At 63.8% G+C, this 21,276-nt stretch carries 23 protein-coding genes and 1 tRNA gene; 11 read left to right on the top strand and 13 right to left on the bottom strand.

From position 1 onward, the window contains the following. Nucleotides 1–257: 257 nt before the first annotated feature. From rpsA to aroA, 5 genes are all read right to left on the bottom strand, one after another. On the bottom strand, nucleotides 258–1,964 hold the full coding sequence (gene rpsA, locus VGR99_RS30430; protein WP_326903640.1) for a 30S ribosomal protein S1: 1,707 nt from the start codon (nucleotides 1,962–1,964) through the stop codon (nucleotides 258–260). Between the two features lie 267 nt (nucleotides 1,965–2,231). Further along, the gene (cmk, locus tag VGR99_RS30425; protein WP_326903639.1) at nucleotides 2,232–2,870 is read right to left on the bottom strand and encodes a (d)CMP kinase; all 639 of its coding nucleotides are present in this window, start codon (nucleotides 2,868–2,870) and stop codon (nucleotides 2,232–2,234) included. 5 nt (nucleotides 2,871–2,875) lie between these two features. Further along, nucleotides 2,876–3,283, bottom strand: a complete 408-nt coding sequence (locus tag VGR99_RS30420) for a hypothetical protein (protein WP_326903638.1) — start codon at nucleotides 3,281–3,283, stop codon at nucleotides 2,876–2,878. Then, nucleotides 3,261–3,866, bottom strand: a complete 606-nt coding sequence (locus VGR99_RS30415) for a hypothetical protein (RefSeq protein ID WP_326903637.1) — start codon at nucleotides 3,864–3,866, stop codon at nucleotides 3,261–3,263. The genes VGR99_RS30420 and VGR99_RS30415 overlap by 23 nt, the downstream gene beginning before the upstream one ends. A 10-nt stretch (nucleotides 3,867–3,876) precedes the next feature. Beyond that, entirely contained in the window at nucleotides 3,877–5,214 is a 1,338-nt protein-coding gene (gene aroA, locus VGR99_RS30410) for a 3-phosphoshikimate 1-carboxyvinyltransferase (RefSeq protein ID WP_326903636.1), read from the bottom strand. Between the two features lie 161 nt (nucleotides 5,215–5,375). Here aroA and VGR99_RS30405 point away from each other — a divergent pair, with 161 nt between their 5' ends. The 3 genes from VGR99_RS30405 to VGR99_RS30395 all read left to right on the top strand — a co-directional run bounded on the left by VGR99_RS30405 (nucleotide 5,376) and on the right by VGR99_RS30395 (nucleotide 6,389). Beyond that, entirely contained in the window at nucleotides 5,376–5,783 is a 408-nt protein-coding gene (locus VGR99_RS30405; RefSeq protein WP_326903635.1) for a TIGR02300 family protein, read from the top strand. A gap of 95 nt (nucleotides 5,784–5,878) precedes the next feature. Continuing rightward, nucleotides 5,879–5,954, top strand: a tRNA-Ala gene (locus VGR99_RS30400). A 198-nt stretch (nucleotides 5,955–6,152) separates the two neighbouring features. Beyond that, entirely contained in the window at nucleotides 6,153–6,389 is a 237-nt protein-coding gene (locus VGR99_RS30395; RefSeq protein ID WP_018645072.1) for a GIY-YIG nuclease family protein, read from the top strand. 16 nt (nucleotides 6,390–6,405) lie between these two features. Here VGR99_RS30395 and VGR99_RS30390 read toward each other — a convergent pair whose 3' ends face one another. Beyond that, entirely contained in the window at nucleotides 6,406–6,864 is a 459-nt protein-coding gene (locus tag VGR99_RS30390) for a MarR family transcriptional regulator (RefSeq protein ID WP_326903634.1), read from the bottom strand. 155 nt (nucleotides 6,865–7,019) lie between these two features. Here VGR99_RS30390 and VGR99_RS30385 point away from each other — a divergent pair, with 155 nt between their 5' ends. From VGR99_RS30385 to VGR99_RS30350, 8 genes are all read left to right on the top strand, one after another. Further along, nucleotides 7,020–7,445, top strand: a complete 426-nt coding sequence (locus tag VGR99_RS30385) for an organic hydroperoxide resistance protein (protein WP_326903633.1) — start codon at nucleotides 7,020–7,022, stop codon at nucleotides 7,443–7,445. A gap of 172 nt (nucleotides 7,446–7,617) precedes the next feature. Further along, complete coding sequence (locus tag VGR99_RS30380) at nucleotides 7,618–8,820, top strand: CaiB/BaiF CoA-transferase family protein (RefSeq protein WP_326903632.1); 1,203 nt, start codon at nucleotides 7,618–7,620, stop codon at nucleotides 8,818–8,820. A gap of 221 nt (nucleotides 8,821–9,041) precedes the next feature. Next, nucleotides 9,042–10,358 carry a sn-glycerol-3-phosphate ABC transporter substrate-binding protein UgpB gene (gene ugpB / locus VGR99_RS30375; protein WP_326903631.1) on the top strand — a complete coding sequence of 439 codons (1,317 nt, stop codon included), beginning with the start codon at nucleotides 9,042–9,044 and terminating at the stop codon, nucleotides 10,356–10,358. A 48-nt stretch (nucleotides 10,359–10,406) separates the two neighbouring features. Then, nucleotides 10,407–11,288, top strand: a complete 882-nt coding sequence (ugpA, locus tag VGR99_RS30370; RefSeq protein ID WP_326903630.1) for a sn-glycerol-3-phosphate ABC transporter permease UgpA — start codon at nucleotides 10,407–10,409, stop codon at nucleotides 11,286–11,288. Beyond that, nucleotides 11,288–12,136, top strand: coding sequence for a sn-glycerol-3-phosphate ABC transporter permease UgpE (gene ugpE / locus VGR99_RS30365; protein WP_326903629.1), 849 nt, complete (start codon nucleotides 11,288–11,290; stop codon nucleotides 12,134–12,136). The genes ugpA and ugpE overlap by 1 nt, the downstream gene beginning before the upstream one ends. 6 nt (nucleotides 12,137–12,142) lie before the next feature. Continuing rightward, the gene (locus tag VGR99_RS30360; protein WP_326903628.1) at nucleotides 12,143–13,228 is read left to right on the top strand and encodes a sn-glycerol-3-phosphate import ATP-binding protein UgpC; all 1,086 of its coding nucleotides are present in this window, start codon (nucleotides 12,143–12,145) and stop codon (nucleotides 13,226–13,228) included. Nucleotides 13,229–13,548: 320 nt separating this feature from the next. After that, the gene (locus VGR99_RS30355; RefSeq protein ID WP_011083554.1) at nucleotides 13,549–13,974 is read left to right on the top strand and encodes an Hsp20 family protein; all 426 of its coding nucleotides are present in this window, start codon (nucleotides 13,549–13,551) and stop codon (nucleotides 13,972–13,974) included. A gap of 50 nt (nucleotides 13,975–14,024) precedes the next feature. Further along, nucleotides 14,025–14,297, top strand: a complete 273-nt coding sequence (locus VGR99_RS30350; RefSeq protein WP_326903627.1) for a DUF1150 domain-containing protein — start codon at nucleotides 14,025–14,027, stop codon at nucleotides 14,295–14,297. A 393-nt stretch (nucleotides 14,298–14,690) separates the two neighbouring features. Here the strand turns inward: VGR99_RS30350 and ptsN are convergent, their stop codons facing one another. The 7 genes from ptsN to VGR99_RS30315 form a co-directional block, all read right to left on the bottom strand. After that, on the bottom strand, nucleotides 14,691–15,152 hold the full coding sequence (gene ptsN, locus VGR99_RS30345) for a PTS IIA-like nitrogen regulatory protein PtsN (RefSeq protein ID WP_008141251.1): 462 nt from the start codon (nucleotides 15,150–15,152) through the stop codon (nucleotides 14,691–14,693). Nucleotides 15,153–15,380: 228 nt separating this feature from the next. Further along, a complete protein-coding gene (gene hpf, locus VGR99_RS30340; RefSeq protein WP_326903626.1) occupies nucleotides 15,381–15,992 on the bottom strand; it encodes a ribosome hibernation-promoting factor, HPF/YfiA family in 612 nt (203 codons plus the stop codon). 78 nt (nucleotides 15,993–16,070) lie between these two features. Next, nucleotides 16,071–17,702: an RNA polymerase factor sigma-54 gene (gene rpoN, locus VGR99_RS30335; protein ID WP_326903625.1), complete on the bottom strand. Its 1,632-nt coding sequence runs from the start codon at nucleotides 17,700–17,702 to the stop codon at nucleotides 16,071–16,073. 90 nt (nucleotides 17,703–17,792) lie between these two features. After that, the gene (lptB, locus tag VGR99_RS30330; protein WP_326903624.1) at nucleotides 17,793–18,812 is read right to left on the bottom strand and encodes an LPS export ABC transporter ATP-binding protein; all 1,020 of its coding nucleotides are present in this window, start codon (nucleotides 18,810–18,812) and stop codon (nucleotides 17,793–17,795) included. 236 nt (nucleotides 18,813–19,048) lie between these two features. Continuing rightward, a complete protein-coding gene (locus tag VGR99_RS30325) occupies nucleotides 19,049–19,759 on the bottom strand; it encodes an LptA/OstA family protein (RefSeq protein ID WP_326903623.1) in 711 nt (236 codons plus the stop codon). A 5-nt stretch (nucleotides 19,760–19,764) separates the two neighbouring features. After that, on the bottom strand, nucleotides 19,765–20,490 hold the full coding sequence (gene lptC, locus VGR99_RS30320; RefSeq protein ID WP_326903622.1) for an LPS export ABC transporter periplasmic protein LptC: 726 nt from the start codon (nucleotides 20,488–20,490) through the stop codon (nucleotides 19,765–19,767). Between the two features lie 144 nt (nucleotides 20,491–20,634). Continuing rightward, a complete protein-coding gene (locus VGR99_RS30315) occupies nucleotides 20,635–21,249 on the bottom strand; it encodes a ribonuclease D (RefSeq protein ID WP_326903621.1) in 615 nt (204 codons plus the stop codon). Nucleotides 21,250–21,276: the final 27 nt, after the last annotated feature.

Raw genomic sequence — 21,276 nt, 5'->3', positions numbered from 1 at the left:
TATCTCCAAATGAAAGGCCGAACGCGTTGTGCCGTCACAACGTGACCAATGGCTTGTCTGGATACATCAATTGCGGCGCAATTTGAAGAAAACAAGGCTGTGACCGCGTAGCCCGATGGAGCGCAGCGCAATCCGGGACCGCCTTCGATTGCGGCAACAAGGCCCCGGATTTCGCTGCGCTCCATCCGAGCTACAGACAAAACAAAAAAGCCCCGGCTTTCGCCGGGGCTTCCATGTCAGCAAAACGAACGTTTCGCTTACTTGTTGTCGCGGTTCTTGAGCGCGGTGCCCAGGATGTCGCCGAGCGTCGCACCCGAATCCGAGGAGCCGTACTGCGCGATGGCTTCCTTCTCTTCGGCGACTTCGAGCGCCTTGATCGACACCTGGACCTTGCGGGCCTTCTTGTCGAACTGGATCACGCGGGCATCGACCTTCTCGCCGACGGCGAAGCGTTCGGCACGCTGGTCGTTGCGGTCACGCGCGAGCTCCGAGCGCTTGATGAAGGTGGAGAAGTCGGTACCGGCGATCTTCACCTCGATGCCGCTCTCCTTCACTTCGAGCACTTCGCAGGTCACGACCGCGCCCTTCTTGACATCGCCCGGCTCGGCGAAGGGGTCGCCTTCGAGCTGCTTGATGCCGAGCGAGATACGCTCCTTCTCGACGTCCACATCGAGCACCACGGCCTTCACCATGTCGCCCTTCTTGTAGTTGTCGATCACCTGCTCGCCCGGAAGCTTCCAGTCGAGGTCGGAGAGATGGACCATGCCGTCGACGTCGCCCTCGAGGCCCAGGAACAGACCGAACTCGGTCTTGTTCTTGACCTCGCCCTCGACCACCGAACCGGTCGGGTGACCTTCGACGAAGACCTCCCACGGGTTGCGCATGGTCTGCTTGAGGCCGAGCGAGATGCGGCGCTTGACGGAATCGACTTCCAGCACCTGCACGTCGACTTCCTGCGAGGTCGACACGATCTTGCCGGGGTGCATGTTCTTCTTGGTCCACGACATCTCGGAGACGTGGATCAGGCCTTCGATGCCCGGCTCGAGCTCGACGAACGCACCGTAGTCGGTGATGTTGGTGACGCGGCCGGTGAAGCGGGCACCCAGCGGGTACTTGGCTTCGATGCCCTGCCACGGATCGTCCAGCAGCTGCTTCATGCCCAGCGAGATGCGGTGCGTCTCGTGGTTGATCTTGATGATCTTGACCTTCACGGTCTGGCCGATCGAGAGCACCTCGGTCGGATGGTTGACGCGGCGCCACGCGATGTCGGTGACGTGCAGCAGGCCGTCGATGCCGCCGAGATCAACGAACGCACCGTAATCGGTGATGTTCTTGACCACGCCGTCGATGACCTGACCCTCTTCGAGGTTCTGCACCAGCTCCTGGCGCTGCTCGGCGCGGGTCTCTTCGAGAACCGTGCGGCGGGACACGACGATGTTGCCGCGGCGGCGGTCCATCTTGAGGATCTGGAACGGCTGCGAGTTGTTCATCAGCGGCGCAACGTCGCGGATCGGACGGATGTCGACCTGCGAGCGCGGCAGGAACGCCACGGCGCCGTCGAGGTCGACGGTGAAGCCGCCCTTGACCTGGTTGAAGATGACGCCGTTGACCTTCTCGTTGTTCTGGAAGGCCTTCTCGAGCTTGCCCCAGCTCTCTTCGCGGCGCGCCTTGTCGCGCGACAGCACGGCTTCGCCGAGGGCGTTCTCGATGCGATCGAGGAACACTTCCACCTCGTCGCCGACCTTGAGCTCGCTGTCACGGCCGGGGCCGGAAAATTCACGAAGGGCAACGCGGCCCTCGGTCTTCAGGCCGACGTCGATGACGGCCATGTCCTTTTCAATTGCAACCACCTTGCCCTTGACGACGGAGCTCTCCTGCAGGTTGCCACCTGCGAAGGACTCGTCGAGCATCGCGGCGAAATCGTCACGCGACGGGCTATAGGTATCAGCAGAAATCGAAGCCATTTGTTCTCCAGTTGCGGATGTCTTGCCGGCCGTTGGGTTCATGGGCGCATCGCACGCGCAGTGTCGGAAGGTCCGCAAAACCTTCGAGCGACCGCTCGCTGCTCCGGCCGAAAGACCAGAACAGCGGAAGCGGGCCGGCAGGGCCCGCGCGTTCGATACGTGAAAATCTTAGGTCCGGAGCCTGGATCGCGCCGGTCCCAAAACAGGGACCGAAGGTATCGACATCAAAGAGCGGGAGCGGGCGCTTCCTCCAATGACGGCTGCGGCTTAACCCCGCGACCGGCCCGCTCGGACGGCCTCGATAATGTCGATGGCGGCCCGGACGCCGCCTTCTATATCCAGTTGGGAGTTATCTAGCAAGTAAGCATCCGCGGCTGGCTTTAAAGGCGCGATCGGCCGGTTCTTGTCGCGTTCGTCGCGCCGGATGATGTCGGCGAGCACCGCCGCCTCGTCCGCCTCCTCGCCGCGCGCCTTGGCCTCCATGGTGCGGCGGCGGGCACGGACCTTGGGGTCGGCGACGACGAAGATCTTCACATCGGCATGCGGGCAGATCACGGTTCCAATGTCGCGGCCGTCCAGTACCGCGCCGGGGGGATCGGCGGCGAATTGCCGCTGGAAATTGACCAGGACCTCGCGAACCCTCGGGATCGCAGACACGATGGAGGCGCCCTCGCCGGCCTCCTGGGTCTTCAGGGCGGGATTGCCGAATTTTTCGGGATCAAGTTCCAGCGCCGCAGCGACCGCCGCGGCCTCGTCGCTGAGATCATGGCCCGACTGCATCAAGGCGTAGGCGACGGCGCGGTAGATCACACCGGTATCGAGATGACGATAGCCGTAATGATGGGCGAGCCGCTTGCCGAGCGTGCCCTTGCCCGAGGCCGCGGGCCCGTCGATGGCGATGATCATTTCACTCAAACCTTGGCTGTCTGCGGCCCGCGCGCACGTCGCAGTGGCCGCTCTTCGGTAAAGATGTTGCGAGACGCGAACTCCGCGGGGCTCGCAAAAGTGAGATATTCGCGCATCGCGTCGGACGGGGCCGATGCGGTGAACCATGGCTCGGCAAGACGGCGGGCCGGATCACAGACCCAGGCCGGCACCCGGCCAAGACGGCGTTGCTTTGCCAGATATTCTGCGATCGCACCGACCAGGGCATCGAGCCGTTCGTTCAGCGTCAGCGCCGGCTCGTCCTCGATCGTCTCGAATTGAGCGAGGCTCGTCCCGGCCAGATCGAACGTGTCTATGAATTCGGCCAAGGTCGCGTCCTGCGGCGCGCCGGCGCGAATGCGGTCGACGGCTTCAGCGAGCGTATTCGGGCGCATCCGCTCCTCCCCCGAGATCCATATTTTTCAGCAGGAAGCGTTGCTTCTCCGAAGAGGCCGCGCTCACCGGAAAATACCGGCCTAGCAGAGCGATGGCTTCCTCGACGGTCGAGATTCCAACGACTTTCATCAAGTTCAAGATATCCAGCCGCTCCGTCTCCCCGCGAACGGGATCCGTGATGCGGAACGCCTTCAATTTCAAGGCCAGAAGATATGCAGCAGAGGGCACTGACACCTCAAGCCCTGGGGGCGTGCCGTCACGTGGGAAAGTGCCGAATTCGAGATGATCCGCGGCGCGATCCGCCAACGGACTGAGATGAAATGCGACCTGATCGTTGAACCAGTCGGCATCCCACCCATTCCTCGCGGCAATTTCGGTTGTTGTCCTCGTCAGCCAATCCGGCAGTGGGTGCTCGAGCTTCGATACGTCGACGTCTTCCGTAGCAAAGCGGAAATTGCTGGCGAGCATGAGGGCAGAGCCGCCGTAGACCGCGATCTGAAGCTTGGTTCCGGCGGCGGCCGCAGCACGGCCGATCGAATCGAAAGCGTCCAGCAAGGCATCGCGGTCGAGGGCTGCGCTCATGGCCGCGGCCTCATGAAAACTCGGCCCCCAGCGACCGCATCATCGGAATGAAGTCCGGGAAACTGGTGGCGATGAAGGCGGTGTCGTCGACGGTCACGGGCTGGTCGGAGGCGCAGCCCATCACCAGCGCGGACATCGCGATGCGATGGTCCATGTGGGTCGCGACAGTGCCGCCGCCCGGGACATGACCGCGGCCCTCGACGATCAGATCGTCGCCGGAGACCGTGACCTTCACGCCGTTGACGCGCAGCATATCGGCGGTGGCCTCGAGGCGGTCGGACTCCTTGACGCGCAGTTCCTGCAGGCCGCGCATGATGGTGGTACCTTCGGCGAAGGACGCAGCCACCGCCAGCACCAGATATTCGTCAATCATCGACGGCGCGCGCTCCGGCGGCACTTCGACGCCGCGCAGCTTTGAGGCGCGCACGCGCAACTGCGCCATCGGCTCGCCGGCATCGCCGCGGACTTCGCTTTCCTCGATCGAAGCGCCCATCTCGCGCAGCGTCGTGAACAGGCCGGTGCGCAGCGGATTGGTCATGACGTCGGACAGCACGACATCCGAGCCCTCGACGATCAGCGCTGCAACGATCGGGAACGCGGCCGAAGAAGGATCGGCGGGCACCACGACGTTCGCGCCATGCAGCTCAGGCTGGCCCACCAGCGTGATGCGGCGGCCATGCTGACCTTCCGGCACCGAGGTAATGTCGGCGCCGAAATGCTTGAGCATCAGTTCGGTGTGGTCGCGGCTCGCCTCGCTCTCGATCACAGTGGTCATGCCCGGCGCAGAGAGGCCCGCCAGCAGCACCGCCGACTTGATCTGGGCCGAGGCAACGGGGGTCTTGTAGGTGATCGGCAGCGGATCGCGCGCGCCCTGCACGGTCAGCGGCAGACGGCCGCCCTCGCCGCCGGAGACGACCTTCGCCCCCATCTTTTCGAGCGGGTCGAGGATCCGGCGCATCGGGCGGCTGCGCAGCGAGGCGTCACCGTCGAACACCGCCGAGATCGGGCAGCCGGCGACGGCGCCCATGACCAGCCGGCAGCCGGTGCCGGAATTGCCAAAATCCAGCGCCGCCTTGGGCTGGGCGAAGCCGCCGACCCCGACGCCATTGACCTTCCAGGCGAAATCGCCGGTGCGTTCGACCCTGGCGCCGAGCGCCTGCATGGATTTGGCGGTGTTGAGGACGTCCTCGCCCTCCAGCAGGCCCGAAATCCGGGTCTCGCCGACCGCGAGCGCGCCCAGGATGAGGGCGCGGTGGGAGATCGACTTGTCCCCGGGCACCCGTACTTTCCCGGTCAGGGGACCACTGGCGCGCGACCGGAGCGGCCTCGGTTGGTCGGAATGGGTCACGATTATGTCCTTGGATGCCCCTTAAAGGGGGCTGGGGCGCAGGTACCACATGGTCTGCGTCCCGTCACGGGCATGTCGTTCTCCCGTAATGCGCTATTGACAGCGGGCCGCCAACTAGCCAAGTGAAACACCGCTTTTCAGACATTCCCAGGATTCCTGCCGTGGCCAAGTCCGAACTCGGAACCAAACGTATTTGCCCGACCACGGGCAAGAAGTTCTACGACCTCAACAAGAATCCGGTGATCTCGCCCTATACCGGCGAAGTCGTGCCGATCGCCCCGGTGGCGCCCGCTCGCGTCCCCCGCGGCGCCGAAGCCCGGCACACCGCAGCTGCGGATACCGCGCCGGAGCCGGCAGAGGTCGAAGAGGTCTCGCTCGAGGAGGCCGATGCCGAGGAGAACACCGGCAAGGTCAAGGCCGCCGTGCCCGAATCGGAGGACGATATCGAGGTCGACGAGACCCTCGACGACGACGATGACGATGATTCGACCTTCATTGCCGACGAAGAAGAGGGCGATGAGGACGTAACCGACATCATTGGTGATGTCGGAGGTGATGAAGAGACTTGAGATCAGTCCTGATCTGTGAAAAAGGGTGCACCGCGCGAGTCGAAAGGCTCGCCGGTCCAGGGGTGATCAACCAGGTTCACCCGGTTAAGGACTAAGGGGCCATAGCTCAGCTGGGAGAGCGCTTGCATGGCATGCAAGAGGTCGGCGGTTCGATCCCGCCTGGCTCCACCAGCCTTCGCTCGCTTCGCGAGCTACGGCTGGGCAAGCCTGGGGAAGTCCCTCGTAGCGAAGTGAGCGAAGGCTGTCCCGCCATAGCCCGAAGGGCGAAGGCGGACTGGGATCGACATCCACGTCGTCGCAGCTATAGACGGAAGCAACACCCTAAACGTGTCTCGATGCTGCTATCCTACCCGTGGGGGAGGAAGCAGAATGAAATACGTCTATATCCTCGAAAGTCTCGATTCCGAGCACTTCTACGTCGGCATCACGGACGACTTGCGGGCTCGCTTAGCGAAGCACAACGCGGGCGAGGTACCGCACACTTCAAAATACGGGCCCTGGCGAATACGGACCTATTTCGCGTTTGATGATGCAGCACGCGCTGTCGCGTTCGAGCGATATTTGAAATCTGGCTCAGGGCGCGCGTTCGCAAAGAAGCATTTTTGATCGCGCCTCTAACCCCCTACTCCCCGATCACCGCATTCAGCCGATCCCGCAACGCGACGATCTCGTCTTTCATCGCGACCAGCTCCGACACCGAGCAATCCGACGCCGCCAGGATCGATTGCGGGACGCTGCGCGCTTTCTCCTTCAATGCATGGCCTTGCGGGGTCAGGGCGATCAGCACCTGGCGCTCGTCCTCGCTGCTACGCGTGCGCCTGACCAGATGGGCGGCCTCGAGCCGTTTCAAGAGCGGCGTCAGCGTGCCCGAATCCAGGAACAGCTTCTCGCCGATATCCTTCACCGGCACGTCGTCGCGCTCCCACAGCACCAGCATGACCAGATATTGCGGATAGGTCAGGCCGAGGCGGTCGAGCAGCGGCTTGTAGACGCGGTTGAAGGCATGCGCGGCCGAATAGACCGCGAAGCAGATCTGGTTGTCGAGGCGTTGCGGATCGAGGGTCGATAATTTCCGGGCCATAGAGAATCTCGTGCGTTTCTCCCATTCTGGGGCCGGCTGCCGGCACATTCAATTGCGAACAATTAAATGTGAGGCATGCAAATATCAATTGCGCACAATCTAATTGTTTGCGATATAGAGCTCACCCCAACCCGAAGACCCCCGAGGAGACGAAAATGTCAGTGAACGTCCTCTACAAGACCAGCGCAAAGGCCACCGGCGGCCGTGACGGCCATGCTGCGACCCTCGACGGCGCGCTCGACGTCAAGCTCACCACGCCGAAGGAGCTCGGCGGCGGTGGTGGCGCCGGCAACAATCCCGAGCAGCTGTTCGCGGCCGGCTATGCCGCCTGCTTCATCGGCGCGATGAAGTTCGTGGCCTCGCAGGGCGGCCCCAAGGTTCCGGCTGACGCCTCCGTCACCTCAACCGTCGGCATCGGCCCGCGCTCGGAAGGCGGCTTCGGTCTCGACATCGACCTCGCCGTCTCGCTGCCGGGCCTCGACCGCGCCGAGGCCGAAGCGCTGGTCGCGAAGGCCCACCAGGTATGCCCCTACTCCAATGCCACGCGCGGCAATGTCGACGTTCGCCTGACGGTCGTCTGATCCAGGGCGAATTGGCTGGCCCGAGATCCCCCTCGGGCCGGCCGCTTCCGTTTGATTTCCCATACCGTGGTATGTCGCCGCGACGCATACGCCTCCACGCGACAAGCCATTGCTGGCGCGTCCGAACCTCGCTAGGCCTGTGGTCAAATATCGACACAGGGGAAGCGACGGAATGACTGAAGCCGTTTTGGGCGCAATGAGCGGGCTGCGCGTCATCGATCTCACGCGCGTGCTCGGCGGTCCCTACTGCACCCAGATCCTTGCCGACCACGGCGCCGACGTGATCAAGGTCGAGCCGCCCGCCGGCGACGAGGTGCGCGACTGGGGCCCTCCCTTCCACGACGACGACGCCGCCTATTTCATCGGCATCAACCGCAACAAGCGCTCGATCGGCCTCGACCTCGCCTCCGAGGGCGGCCGCGTCGTGCTGCTGAAGATGCTGGAGACGGCCGACGTCCTGATCGAGAATTTCAAGCCGGGCACGCTGGAGAAATGGGGCATCGGCAATGACGTTCTCAGCAAGAAATTCCCACGCCTCGTGCATTGCCGGATCTGCGGCTTCGGCGCCGACGGCCCGCGCGGCGGCAATCCCGGCTATGACGCCATCATCCAGGCCATGACCGGCATGATCGCGGCGACCGGCTCGCCCGAGAGCGGGCCGATGCGGATCGGCGTGCCGCTGGTCGACATCACCACCGGTCTTTACGCGGCGATCGGCATCCTGATGGCGCTGTCGGAGCGGCAGCGCTCGGGCAAGGGCCAGTTCCTGGAGACGACGCTGTACGAGACCGGCCTTGCCATCATGCATCCGCACACCGCGAATTATTTCATGCACGGCAAGCCGCCCGGCCTCACCGGCAACGAGCATCCCAACCTCGTGCCCTACGCGATCTTCCCGACGAAAACCGACAACATCTTCATCGGCGTCGGCAATGACGGCACCTTCCGCAAGCTCGCCAAGGAGATCGGCAAGCCCGAGCTCGGCACCGATCCGCGCTTTGCCCGCAACAAGGACCGCATCGCCAATCGCGAGGCGCTGCGCGCGGAACTTGCCGCCGTGTTCAGCCAGCACGAGGCCGAGCCGCTGTGCAATCGCCTGCTTGCGGCAGGCCTGCCCGCAGGCCCGGTGCAGAAGATCGACCAGGCGTTGACCAACCCGCACACCATCGCCCGCGGCGATGTCATCGAGAAGGACTGGTACAAGGGCGTGGCCTCGCCGATCCGGCTCGATCGCAGCAAGCCGAGCCTGCGCCGACTACCGCCGAAATTCAGCCAGCACTCGGCGGAGGTGCTGGGCGAGTTCGGGTACTCCAAGGCCGAGATCGACGCGATGGTCGAGAAAGGCACGGTCTGCGGCCCCGAGCGCAAGCGCTAGGGGCCCTCGCCTCCTCCAACAACCGATGCCGCAGTGCGGCGCAGGCACGCAGGTGTGCACTGCGAACGGAGGAGGCTGCCCGCGTCGCATTCGCCTATTTGACGGCTTCCCTTTGGGCAGCGCTTGCTGCTTTCGTTTCTCCCGCTTACACAGTCATGTGAACGTCATATGGCGCTGCTAGCGCAAGCGCTTCTTTTTGACGGCCAAGGGAGGTTTACTTGATGGCTCTTCGACATTTTGGAGCGGCTGCTGCATTTGCAATCACGGTCGGCATGGGCGCTTCGCCGGCCCTGGCCGTGACTGAAATCCAGTGGTGGCACGCGATGACCGGCGCCAACAACGACGTCATCGTCAAGCTCGCCAACGACTTCAACGCGTCGCAGACCGACTACAAGGTCATCCCGACCTACAAGGGCAACTACCCCGACACGATGAACGCCGGCATCGCGGCGTTCCGCGCCGGCAACGCCCCGCACATCATGCAGGTGTTCGAAGTCGGCACCGCGACCATGATGGCTGCGACCGGCGCCGTGAAGCCGGTCTACAAGCTGATGGCCGAAGCCGGCGAGAAGTTCGATCCCAAGATCTATCTGCCCGCGATCACCGGCTACTACTCGACCTCGAAGGGCGAGATGCTGTCGTTCCCCTTCAACTCGTCGTCCACCGTCATGTGGGTCAATCTCGACGAGCTGAAGAAGGCGAATGTCGAGATTCCCAAGACCTGGCCCGAAGTGTTCGAGGCCGGCAAGAAGCTGAAGGCTGCCGGTCACGACACCTGCGGCTTCTCCGGCTCCTGGGTCACCTGGGTCAATCTTGAGCAGCTCTCGGCCTGGCACAACGTGCCGCTCGCCAGCAAGGCCAACGGCCTCGACGGCTTCGACACCGTGCTCGAGTTCAACGGACCGCTCCAGGTCAAGCACCTCGAGACCCTGGTCGAGTTGCAGAAGACCAAGGTCTACGACTACGCCGGCCGTACCAACACCGGTGAAGGCCGCTTCACCTCGGGCGAGTGCGCGATCTACCTGACCTCGTCGGCGTTCTTCGGCAACGTCAAGGCGCAGGCCAAGTTCAACTTCAACGCCGTGCCGATGCCGTACTATCCGGACGTCAAGGGCGCGCCGCAGAACTCGATCATCGGCGGCGCTTCGCTCTGGGTCATGGGCGGCAAGTCGGCTGAGGAATACAAGGGCGTCGCGAAATTCCTGACCTTCCTCTCGGACACCGATCGCCAAGTCTACATCCACAAGGCGTCGGGCTATCTGCCGATCACCAAGGCGGCCTATGAGAAGGCCAAGGCCGAGGGCTTCTACAAGGATCAGCCCTATCTCGAGACCCCGCTGCTCGAGCTGACCAACAAGGAGCCGACCGAGAACTCTCGCGGCCTGCGCCTCGGCAACATGGTTCAGCTGCGTGACGTCTGGTCGGAAGAGATCGAGCAGGCGCTGGCCGGCAAGAAGACCGCCAAGCAGGCGCTCGATGCCGCCGTCGAACGCGGCAACACGATGTTGCGCCAGTTCGAAAAGACTGCCGTCAAGTAAGGCGATGAGCGGCGGGCCGGTCACCCGGCCTGCCGCTCACCCGGCATCATGCAAAAGCAAGCCATTTTCCAGTCAAAGCTGTTGCCCTACGCGCTGGTTGCCCCGCAACTCGCGATCGTCCTGATTTTCTTCTACTGGCCGGCCCTGCAGGCGGTGATCCAGTCCTTCCTGCTCCAGGACGCCTTCGGCCTGTCCACCACCTTCGTCTGGTTCGACAATTACATCGAGCTGCTCAAGGACCCCGCCTATTTCGAAGCGGTCGTCCGGACGTTCGTCTTCTCGTTCGCGATCGCAATCCTGTCGCTGTCCTTCGCGCTGCTGCTCGCCGTCATGGCCGACAAGCCGCTGCGCGGCTCGATGCTTTATCGCACGCTGCTGATCTGGCCCTATGCGGTGGCGCCGCCCGTGGTCGGCGTGCTCTGGATCTTCATGCTGCATCCCTCGCTCGGCGTGCTCGCGCGTTATCTGCGCGCGCTGGGGGTCGACTGGAATCCGCTGCTCGACGGCGATCAGGCCGCAGCGCTGATCATCCTCGCCGCCGCGTGGAAACAGATCTCCTACAATTTCCTGTTCTTCCTCGCCGGCCTGCAGGCGATCCCGAAAAGTGTGTTCGAGGCTGCCGCGATCGACGGCGCGCGCCCGATGCGCCGGTTCTGGACCGTGACCTTCCCGCTGCTGTCGCCGACCATCTTCTTCCTGCTGGTCGTCAACATCGTCTACGCCTTCTTCGACACGTTCGGCATCATCGACACCATGACCCGCGGCGGTCCGGGAACGTCGACGGTCACGCTGGTCTACAAGGTCTATTCCGACGGCCTGCTCGGCGGCAATCTCGGCAGTTCGGCGGCGCAATCGGTGATCCTGATGATCCTCGTCATCGTGCTCACCGGAATCCAGTTCCGCTTCGTCGAACGCAAGGTGACCTACTGATGGTCGAGGAAGAGGGCTTCCGGCGCTACGTCGCCCATTTCATCCTGTGGATCGGGATCGCGATCGTCGCGTTCCCGGTCTACATCGCCATCGTCGCCTCGACCCAGGACAACGCGCTGATCGCCAACGGCCAGATGTCGCTGCTGCCCGGCGGCCACTTCTTCGAGGTCTACTACCAGACCATCTTCGTCGGCACGAGCGGCTCGACCCGCGAGCCGGTCGGCAACATGATGCTGAACTCGCTGGTGATGGCGCTGGCGATCGCGATCGGCAAGATCGCGATCTCGATCATCTCGGCCTATGCGATCGTGTATTTCCGCTTTCCGTTCCGGATGTCGATCTTCTGGATCATCTTCATCACCCTGATGCTGCCGGTCGAGGTGCGCATCTATCCGACCTACAAGATCGTCGCCGACCTGCACATGCTCGATAGCTATGCGGGCCTTGCGCTGCCGCTGATCGCATCCGCCACCGCGACGCTGCTGTTCCGGCAGTTCTTCATGACCGTGCCGGACGAGTTGCTGGAGGCCTCACGCATCGACGGCGCCGGCCCCTTGCGCTTCTTCTGGGACACGCTGCTGCCGCTGTCGCGCACCAACATGGCGGCGCTGTTCGTGATCCTCTTCATCCTCGGCTGGAATCAATATCTCTGGCCGCTGCTGATCACCACGCGCGACGACATGCAGACCATCCAGGTCGGCATCCGCAAGATGATCACCACCACCGACGCGCTGACGGAATGGCCGATCGTGATGGCGACCGCCGTGCTGGCGATGCTGCCGCCGGTGTTCGTCGTCGTCGTCATGCAGAAATTGTTCGTGCGCGGTCTGGTCGAGACCGAAAAGTGAGTTTCAATGGCTAACGTCACCTTGCGCAACGTCCGCAAGACCTACACGGGCGGCTTCGAGGCAATCAAAGGCGTCAACGTCGACGTCGCCGACGGCCAGTTCTGCGTGCTGGTCGGCCCCTCCGGCTGCGGCAAGTCCACGCTGCTGCGCATGGTCGCAGGCCTGGAGACCGTCACCGGCGGCGAGATCGACATCGGCGGCCGCGTCGTCAACCAGATCGAGCCCGCCGATCGCGACATCGCGATGGTGTTCCAGAACTACGCGCTCTATCCGCATATGAGCGTCTTCAACAACATGGCCTACGGCCTGCGCAACCGCGGCATGGCGGAGGCCGAGGTCAAGACCCGCGTCGCGGAAGCCGCGCGCGTGCTCGAGCTCACGCCGATGCTGGAGCGCAAGCCGCGCCAGCTCTCCGGCGGCCAGCGCCAGCGCGTCGCCATGGGCCGCGCCATCGTGCGCCAGCCAAAAGTGTTCCTGTTCGACGAGCCGCTCTCGAACCTCGACGCAAAGCTGCGGATCGCGATGCGCGTCGAGATCCGCAAATTGCAGCGCCGGCTCAACACGACGTCGATCTACGTCACCCACGACCAGCTCGAGGCGATGACACTCGCCGACATTCTCGTGGTGATGAACGGCGGCCAGGTCGAGCAGGTCGGCAATCCGCTCGCAATCTACGAGAAGCCGGCGACGACCTTCGTCGCCTCCTTCATCGGCGCTCCCCCGATGAATTTGATGTCGACGCGCGCAGATGAAATCAAATCGCAGCTCGGTGGCACCGCCAGCGAAGCCGGCATCCTCGGCATCCGCCCGGAAGACTTTGTGATCACCGACCAGACGCCCGCCGGCGGCGTTGCGCTGCCGCTCACCGTCGAAGCGATCGAGCGCGTCGGCGCCGAGACCTTCGTCTATGGTTCACGCGCCCAGGACGAGCAGCGCGTCGCCGCCACCCCGGGCGAGCTGCCGCCTGGCGAGATCATCGTCCGCATCCCCGGAACCGAGGCTCCCGCCATCGGCGCGAGGATCCGCGTCGCCGCCGTGCGGCCGAAGCTGCATTTGTTCAGCGGCGACGGACGGACGCGGATCGAGGCCTGAGCGGCTCCGGAACGGCCGATCAAGCAAAAAGGGCGAAAACAACCCCATGCACAGTAGAAGGGGGTCTGTTTCTATTGGGAAAATTCGCCGCGAAAAATCGTCCTGCCGAAGCTTGTCGTCTCAACGCTCCGAACGGGTGTTCGGAGACATAGCTGACACGTTAACGACGGCAGAATGACGCGGGCGACCGGGCATGCCCCATCCACAGGGCACCCGCTACGTGCTTGAACCCACTCAGGGATATGACCATATTGTTGACCAAGGGGCGCCGCTTCCGGGCCCTGAAACATCAAAGTCGCTTCGAAAGGACTTTGTAAACTATGTCTCGTGTTCCCACGTTATCCAGCCCGTTCCTTCTGGGCTTCGACGAGATCGAGCGCGTGCTCGACCGCGTCGTCAAAGGCGCCGACGGCTACCCTCCCTACAATATCGAGAGGTGCGACCGGTCGGACGGCCAGCCCGAGCGTTTGCGCATCACGCTGGCGGTCGCCGGATTCACCCGCGACCAACTCGATGTAACCATTGAGGAAAACCAGCTCGTGATCCGCGGGCGGCAGCAGGACGACAAGACCCGGCAATACATCCATCGCGGCATCGCCGCGCGCCACTTCCAGCGCACCTTCGTGCTGGCGGAGGGGATGCTGGTGCTGGGTGCGGATCTGAAGAACGGGTTGTTGTCGATCGACCTCGCCCGGCCAGAACCGGAGAGGATCGTTAAGACAATCGCTATCAATGAGCACGAATAATGGAACGAGTAGCGGACTCGACCGCTTAGTGTTCCAGAGGAGTCGAGACCATGAGTGAAGGTCACGTTGCGTTCGAATACGAAGCCAAGAACGTCTCGCCCGAGACGCTGGCAACCCTCGGCGAAGGTCACATCGCCTATGTGAAGCAGATCCGCTCCGAAGACGTGCCGGGCCTGTTTCCCGAAGCCCCGCAAATCGCGCCGGGCCTCAAGCTTTTCGCGCTCCACGCCGCCGACGGCACGCCGATCATGTTGACCGACAGCCGCGAAGCCGCAATCGCCAACGCCTGGAGCAACGAGCTGCAAGCCGTCAGCGTGCACTGAGCGCACGCGCGTCGCACGAATGAAGTTTTGACGGGCATGCCTTCGAACGAAGGCGTGCCCGTTTTGATTTGTAGCGATGACGTTTCCGCAGCGGAATTGCGAGGAGCGAAGCGACGAAGCAATCCAGAATCCCTCCGCGGAGAGATTCTGGATTGCTTCGCTTCGCTCGCAATGACGGAGTGTGAGGCGGCAGCGTGCTCAGCTCTCGTGTCCCGGACGCGCTGCAGCGTGCAACGCTGCTGCGCAGAGCCGGGACCCAGAAAGCAACACGGACATTGTGGAGACATGGGCCCCGGCTCTGCAGCGCACCGCTGAAGACGCGTTGCGCTGCGTCCGGGGCACGAGAGCGCGTTGCAACGCTCGCATTCTCGCCAGTCGGCAATGGCTGAAAGATCAGGCCGCGGTCGCCGGCGGCAGCGCGAGCACCGAATAGATCGCCTGGGCATCGCGCGAGGCGCGCAGCTTCTTGGCGATGTCCTGGTCGCGCAGCAGGCGAGCGATGCGGGCGAGGGCCTTGAGGTGATCGGCACCGGCGCCTTCGGGGGCGAGCAGCAGGAAGACGAGATCGACCGGCTGGCCGTCCATCGCCTCGAAATCGATCGGGCGATCGAGACGCGCGAACAGGCCGAAGATCTTCTCGAGCTTGGGCAGCTTGCCGTGGGGAATGGCGACGCCGTAGCCGACCGCAGTGGTGCCGAGTTTCTCACGCTGCAGCAGCACCTCGAACACCGAGCGCTCGTTCTGCCCGGTCAGCTCGGCGGCCTTCGCCGCAAGCTCCTGCAAAGCCTGTTTCTTGCTGTTGACCTTCAATGCCGGGAGAATCGCCTCGGGCGCGACCAGATCGGTAATCGGCATGAACGTCTTCCGAGGTGAATTAAACCGTCAGGTTCCGAATTGGCCTGCTCAGTGAACCGAGCCCGGCCGGCGTCAAGAAGGTGAAGCAGGAGGGGGACTTAGCCCAAGCCCAGCCAAGCCCTGATGTGGGGCGCTTCTACTCCAACGCAATCCCGGTGCCAACTCCTGCGTGCGGCTTTGCCCCGGTCATTGTTAAGGGCTGCGGGTCGTACGGGGCCGGTTCCGGCCCTAACCACCCGCATTGCCGTCCGGTTTCGCGCCCGGCGGGTCGATCCAGCCGACATTGCCGTCGGCCCGGCGGTAGATGATGTTCACCCGTCCGCTGGAGCCGTGCTGGAATACCAGGCAGGGTGCCCCGCTGAGGTCGAGTTCCATGACGGCCTCGCTGACCGAGAGCTGTTTCAGGGACGTCGTGGCCTCGGCGATGATCACCGGGCTGTAGCCGGTGACCTCATCGTCGTCCTCGCCCTCGCCCGGGGCTTCCAGCACGTAGCTGGTGGCATCGAGCGCGGCCAGCGCAGCGGAGGCGACATGGGCCTTGCGGGCCGAGCGGTCCTTCAGCCGGCTCTTGTAACGCTTGAGGCGCTTCTCGATCATGATCAGCGCCTGGTCGGCGCTGGCATAGGCGTCCTGAGCGTTCGAATCGGCCTCCAGCGTAATTCCCGAATCGAGATGCAGCGCGCAATCGGTTCGGAAGCCGAAGCCGTCCTTGGACAGCGTGATGTGGCCGGAATAATTGCCGTCGAAATATTTGCGCAGGACCTCTTCAGTCCGGTCGGTCACGCGGCCACGCAGGGCCTCGCCGACGCTGACGCTCTTGCCCGAAATCCGAAGAGTCATGTGATGCCTCGCTTGGTTGCCCAGCTTGGATCGGTCGCGGTGGGGGGATGAGAGTAGCGCGATTTCGCGCCAGCGCAATCAGGCCGGTTCGGTGTTGCGGGAGCGATCCGACAGTGCGGTAGAGAGGACGTTACCAAGAGCGCTCTGCTTATCGCGGCGGCGTTGCACCGAGGACGGAATGCGCATGGCTTCGCGATACTTCGCGACCGTGCGGCGGGCGATATCAATGCCCGAAGCGCGCAAACGTTCCACGATGGTATCATCCGACAGGATCGCGGACGGCTCCTCCGAATCGATCAGCTGCTTGATGTGGTGACGCACGGCTTCGGCCGAATGCGCCTCGCCGCCGTCGGCCGAGGCAATCGAGGCCGTGAAGAAATATTTCAATTCGAATGTGCCGCGATTTGTCGCCATGTATTTGTTGGCGGTGACGCGCGACACCGTGGATTCATGCATCTGGATGGCGTCCGCGACGGCCTTCAGATTCAGCGGCCGCAGATGCGCAACGCCATGCGTGAAGAAGCCGTCCTGCTGGCGAACGATCTCGGTTGCAACTTTCAGGATGGTACGGGCGCGCTGGTCGAGCGCGCGCACCAGCCAGGTCGCGTTCTGCAACGCGTCGGTGAAGTAGGACTTGTCGCCGTCCTTGCCGATCTTCTTGGATAGCTCGGAATAGTAGGTCTGGTTGACCAGCACGCGCGGCAAGGTGTCACTGTTGAGCTCGACATGCCAGCCGCCGTCCGGACCCGGACGGACATAGACGTCGGGCACCATGGTCTGGAGCCGCGCCGAGCCGAACTTCATGCCGGGCTTGGGATTGAGGCGGCGGATCTCGCCGATCATGTCGGCGATGTCCTCGTCGTCGACACCGCAGAGCTTGCGCAAGGACGCGATGTCACGCTTGGCGAGAAGATCGAGATGCTCGACCAAAGCCTGCATCGCGGGATCGTAGCGGTCGAGCTCGCGGAGCTGGATCGCCAGGCACTCACTCAGATTGCGTGCGCAGACACCGGCGGGATCGAATTTTTGCAGCACGGCAAGGACGTCCTCGACGTCGGCCTGCGTTGCGCCGAGACGCTCGGCGGCCTGGCCGAGATCGGGCGGCAGATAGCCGGCCTCGTCGACGAGGTCGATCAGGTACTGGCCGATCATGCGCTGCGCCGCGCCGGTGAAGGCGACCGAGAGCTGCTCGGCGAGATGGTCCGACAACGTTGTCTCAGCCGCGACAAAAGCTTCGAGATTGTAGTCTTCGTCACCCGAGGCGCCGCCGCCCCATTCGGTATAGGTGGTCGGCGCGGCATCCTGGGCGTTGCGCGCGGCGGCCTCGGCGGGCTCCTCGGAGAAGACGTTGTCCAGGCCCGTATCCAGGGTCTGCTCGATCTCGGCGCGGGTGCCGAGATCCTTGCTCATCCATTCTTCCTGGCCCGGCTCGAAGGCGTCACCGCTGCCGCCAAAGCCGTCGTCGCCGTGCCCCTCGCCCTGACCACCGGAATCGTCGCCATCGCCGAACTGGCCGGCCTCGGCCGGGGCCTCGCCGCCGGGGGCCTCGTCATTGGCCCGCTCCAGCAGGGGGTTCCGCTCGAGTTCCTCTTCCACAAAGGTCGTGAGATCGAGATTGGACAATTGCAGCAGCTTGATCGCCTGCATCAGCTGCGGCGTCATGACCAGCGACTGCGATTGCCGGAACTCTAATCTCTGCGTAAGCGCCATGAAGCAAGAACCGATCCAAAAAGTTGGTCCGATTTTTGCTTATCCTAGTCCGCGCCCGATGTATACGCCTTGACGAAATCGAAAAACGGGCTAGAGGCGGAATTCCTCGCCAAGGTAAAGCCGGCGAACATCCGGATCAGCCACGATCTCCTCCGGGCTGCCCTCCGTCAAGATCTCACCGGCATAGACGATATAGGCACGGTCGGTGAGACCGAGCGTTTCGCGGACATTGTGGTCGGTGATCAACACGCCGATGCCGCGGTTGGTGAGATGGCGGACGAGGTCCTGAATGTCGCCGACCGCGATCGGATCGATGCCCGCAAAGGGCTCGTCGAGCAGCATGTAGTTCGGACGCGTCGCCAGTGCGCGCGCGATCTCGACGCGGCGGCGCTCACCGCCCGACAGCGCGATCGACGGCGATTTCCGCAGGCGCGTGATGTTGAATTCGTCGAGCAGCGAGTCGAGCTGCTGCTCGCGCTTCTTGCGCGAAGGCTCGACCACTTCGAGCACGGCGCGGATGTTCTGCTCGACGGTGAGGCCGCGGAAGATCGAGGCTTCCTGCGGCAGATAGCCGATGCCGAGCCGCGCGCGCTGATACATCGGCAGCTTGGTGACGTCGTGGCCGTCGAGCTCGATCGCGCCGCGATCGGCCTTGATCAGGCCGGTGATCATGTAGAACACGGTGGTCTTGCCGGCGCCGTTCGGGCCGAGCAGGCCGACCGCTTCGCCGCGCCGCACATAGATGCTGACGCCGCGCACGACCTGGCGGCTGCCGAAACTCTTTTCCACGCTATGCACAGCCAGGAAGCCCGGCCGTTTCAGAAGCTGCGGTCCGCCTGAGCCATTCGGCCTGGCGGCTGCCCTGACCGGATGCTCCGCCTGGGCGCGCGGCGGCTCGGCCTGGTAATTGGCTTGATAGTCGTCCTGATAGGGATCGGGCGCATGGATCGCCTGGTCGCGCGCGATCGGCGGAGCATCACGCACCGGGCTTGGCACCGGACTTGGCACCAACCCGCCGACGCTGTCGCCGAGCGAGGTGATGTCACGCGCAAATCCTGGCCGGCCGCGTTTGGCGGGGCGCCGACGGAACATGCTGAAAAGATCGACCATCCCCGCCTACTAGCCTTCTACGGTGATCCCGCGCGGTGTTCGCGCGATCTGGCGCGCCGGCCTCTCGATTCGCCGACGCAGCATGAATGAAGGGATGTCTCATGCCCAGTGAAACACGCCCGAAAAGCGGCGGACCCCGCTTCGAAAGCCCTGCGCGGTAAATACAGTCTCGCCGGGCAAGCTTCAACCTCGGATCGACCGAATCCTGTCCAAGCCATTGAAATCGTGACCTGAATTTACTTTTTACCGGCCCCGGGCAGTTGCAGCGGCGCCGCCGCGGGCTTGCCAGAGCCACCCGATCCGCAGTCACTGCTGCCCCCCTGCGGCAGCAGGGCCTGCACCCGGCCGCTGTCGGATTCGACGCGCGAAACGCCGGTCGTCATGTCGACCGCCAGACGGTCGCCGCGCAGCACGTTCTTGCACTGCGTCAGGACCACACCGCCGAGCATGGTGATGAGATTGGTCCTGGTGTCGAACACGGCGGTCTCGCCTGTCACCACCTGGTCCTTCTGGGTGACCACGACATTGCCGCGCGCCTCCAGCCGCTTGATCGAGGAGCTGCCGCCGGGGCCGGGCGTCGACGACTGCATCGGCGCGCCCTTGGCGCCCTTCGCCGCAGGCTGCGGCGCGGCCGGCTTGCTGTCGCCGCCGCCGGAATCGTAAAACACCACCAGCGTCTTCGAGGTCATGGTGGTGTCGCCCTGGATGACCTTCACATTGCCGGAGAAGGTCGCCTCCTTCTTCTTGTCGCGCATCTCGAGCGAGGCGGCTTCGATCTGGATCGGCTGATCGCGATTCTGCGAGAAACCCTGCATCGCGTTCGGCACGCCTTGCATCGTGCTCTGTGCGAATACGGCGCCAGTTGCAGCAAGCACGACGATGGCGGCAAGCGCAGCCGCGCTGAGCATGGCGTTGCGCGTGTGGTTGCGCGGAAAAGACCTGGTCATGAAAATCACTTTGAATTGGCCGATTTGTTCTTTGACTTGGCCGGCGGTGGCGCCGGCGCCGGTTCGACCGGCGCAGCTTGTGCGGCGGGATCGTCCAGCTTGTCCAGATGCATCACCACATTGCCTTCGAAGCGGATGACGTCGCCGCCTTCGGTGATGCGCAGCCGATCGGCGGTCAGCGTGCCGTTGGTGAGCTTGACGTCGACGCGCTCATCCGAGCTGACCGTGCCCTTGCCCATGTCGACGAAGGCCGAGTTCAGCCGCGCCTCGTAGCCGGTCGAGGTGCGCAGGAAGATATCCTTGTGCAGATCGAGCTGCTGCTGCTTGTTGTCGAAGCGGCCGGTGCGGGCATCGAGGAACAGGCTCGATTGATCCTCCATCAGCACCTTTGCGCGCAGGTCGTTGAGATCGACATGGTCGGGGTCGGTGATGTCCTGCGTCGCGGTCTTGGCCCAGAGCTCGTAGGGCCGCTGGTCCGGGGTGAAGCCGGACAGATGCGGCGATTCCATCGTGATCTTGGTGCCTGTCACCACGAGGTTTCCGGAGTCGAGCTTCAGCGGGATCTGGAAGGGATTGAGGAAGGTCGAGACGATGACGATCGCCGCCATGGACGCGGCCACCGTCAGCGGCACCGCGACGCGCAGAATCCGGACCAGGCGGCTGTGGCGCGCCGCGCTGGCAAACTTCGCCGCAAGCGCGGCGTCGTAGGTTGGAATCTGGGCCGAATTCACCTGAGCTCCCGAGCTGTCGCTCGCCTGGTCCGGTTAGCAGGCACGCCATTGTACCCGGCGCCACCACAATATGCAGCCCGCGACAGGCCGCACGAAAGTGTCCGAAACGGGGCGATCACCCGAGCCTAGCCGCCGGATGACGGCTCAGGAATGCGCGAAAATGTCCTCTTCGTCCCAGCCCTGCAGGTCGAGCAGGGCGCGGGTCGGCAGGAAGTCGAAACAGGCCTTGGCCAGCGCGGTGCGGCCCTCCCGGACCAGCATGGCATCGAGCCGCTCGCGCAGGGCATGCAGATGCAGCACGTCGGAGGCGGCGTAAGCGAGCTGCGGCTCGGTCAGGCTGTCGGAGCCCCAGTCGCTGGACTGCTGCTGCTTGGAGAGATCGACATTGAGCACCTCGCGGACGAGGTCCTTGAGGCCATGGCGGTCGGTGTAGGTGCGGGTCAGGCGCGAGGCAATCTTGGTGCAATAAATCGGCCCGGTCATGACGCCGAAGGTCTGGTACAGCACCGCGACGTCGAACCGTGCGAAATGGAAAATCTTGGTGATGGCGGGATTGGCCAGGAGCGCCTTCAGGTTCGGCGCATCGGTGTGGCCCTTGGGGATCTGCACCACGTCGGCGCTGCCGTCGCCGGGCGAGAGCTGCACCACGCAGAGCCGGTCACGGTGCGGGTTCAGCCCCATGGTCTCGGTGTCGATCGCCACCGCTCCGGAGTAGCGCGTGAGGTCGGGCAGGTCGCCGCGATGCAGGCGTACGGTCATGGCGTGTCAAAACCTCAATCGAATCTG

Origin of the sequence: Bradyrhizobium sp. (assembly GCF_035935975.1) — a bacterium.
Classification (GTDB): domain Bacteria; phylum Pseudomonadota; class Alphaproteobacteria; order Rhizobiales; family Xanthobacteraceae; genus Bradyrhizobium.
Note: the sequence above shows the minus strand (reverse complement) of the source record. Positions and strands in the feature narration are given on the sequence as shown.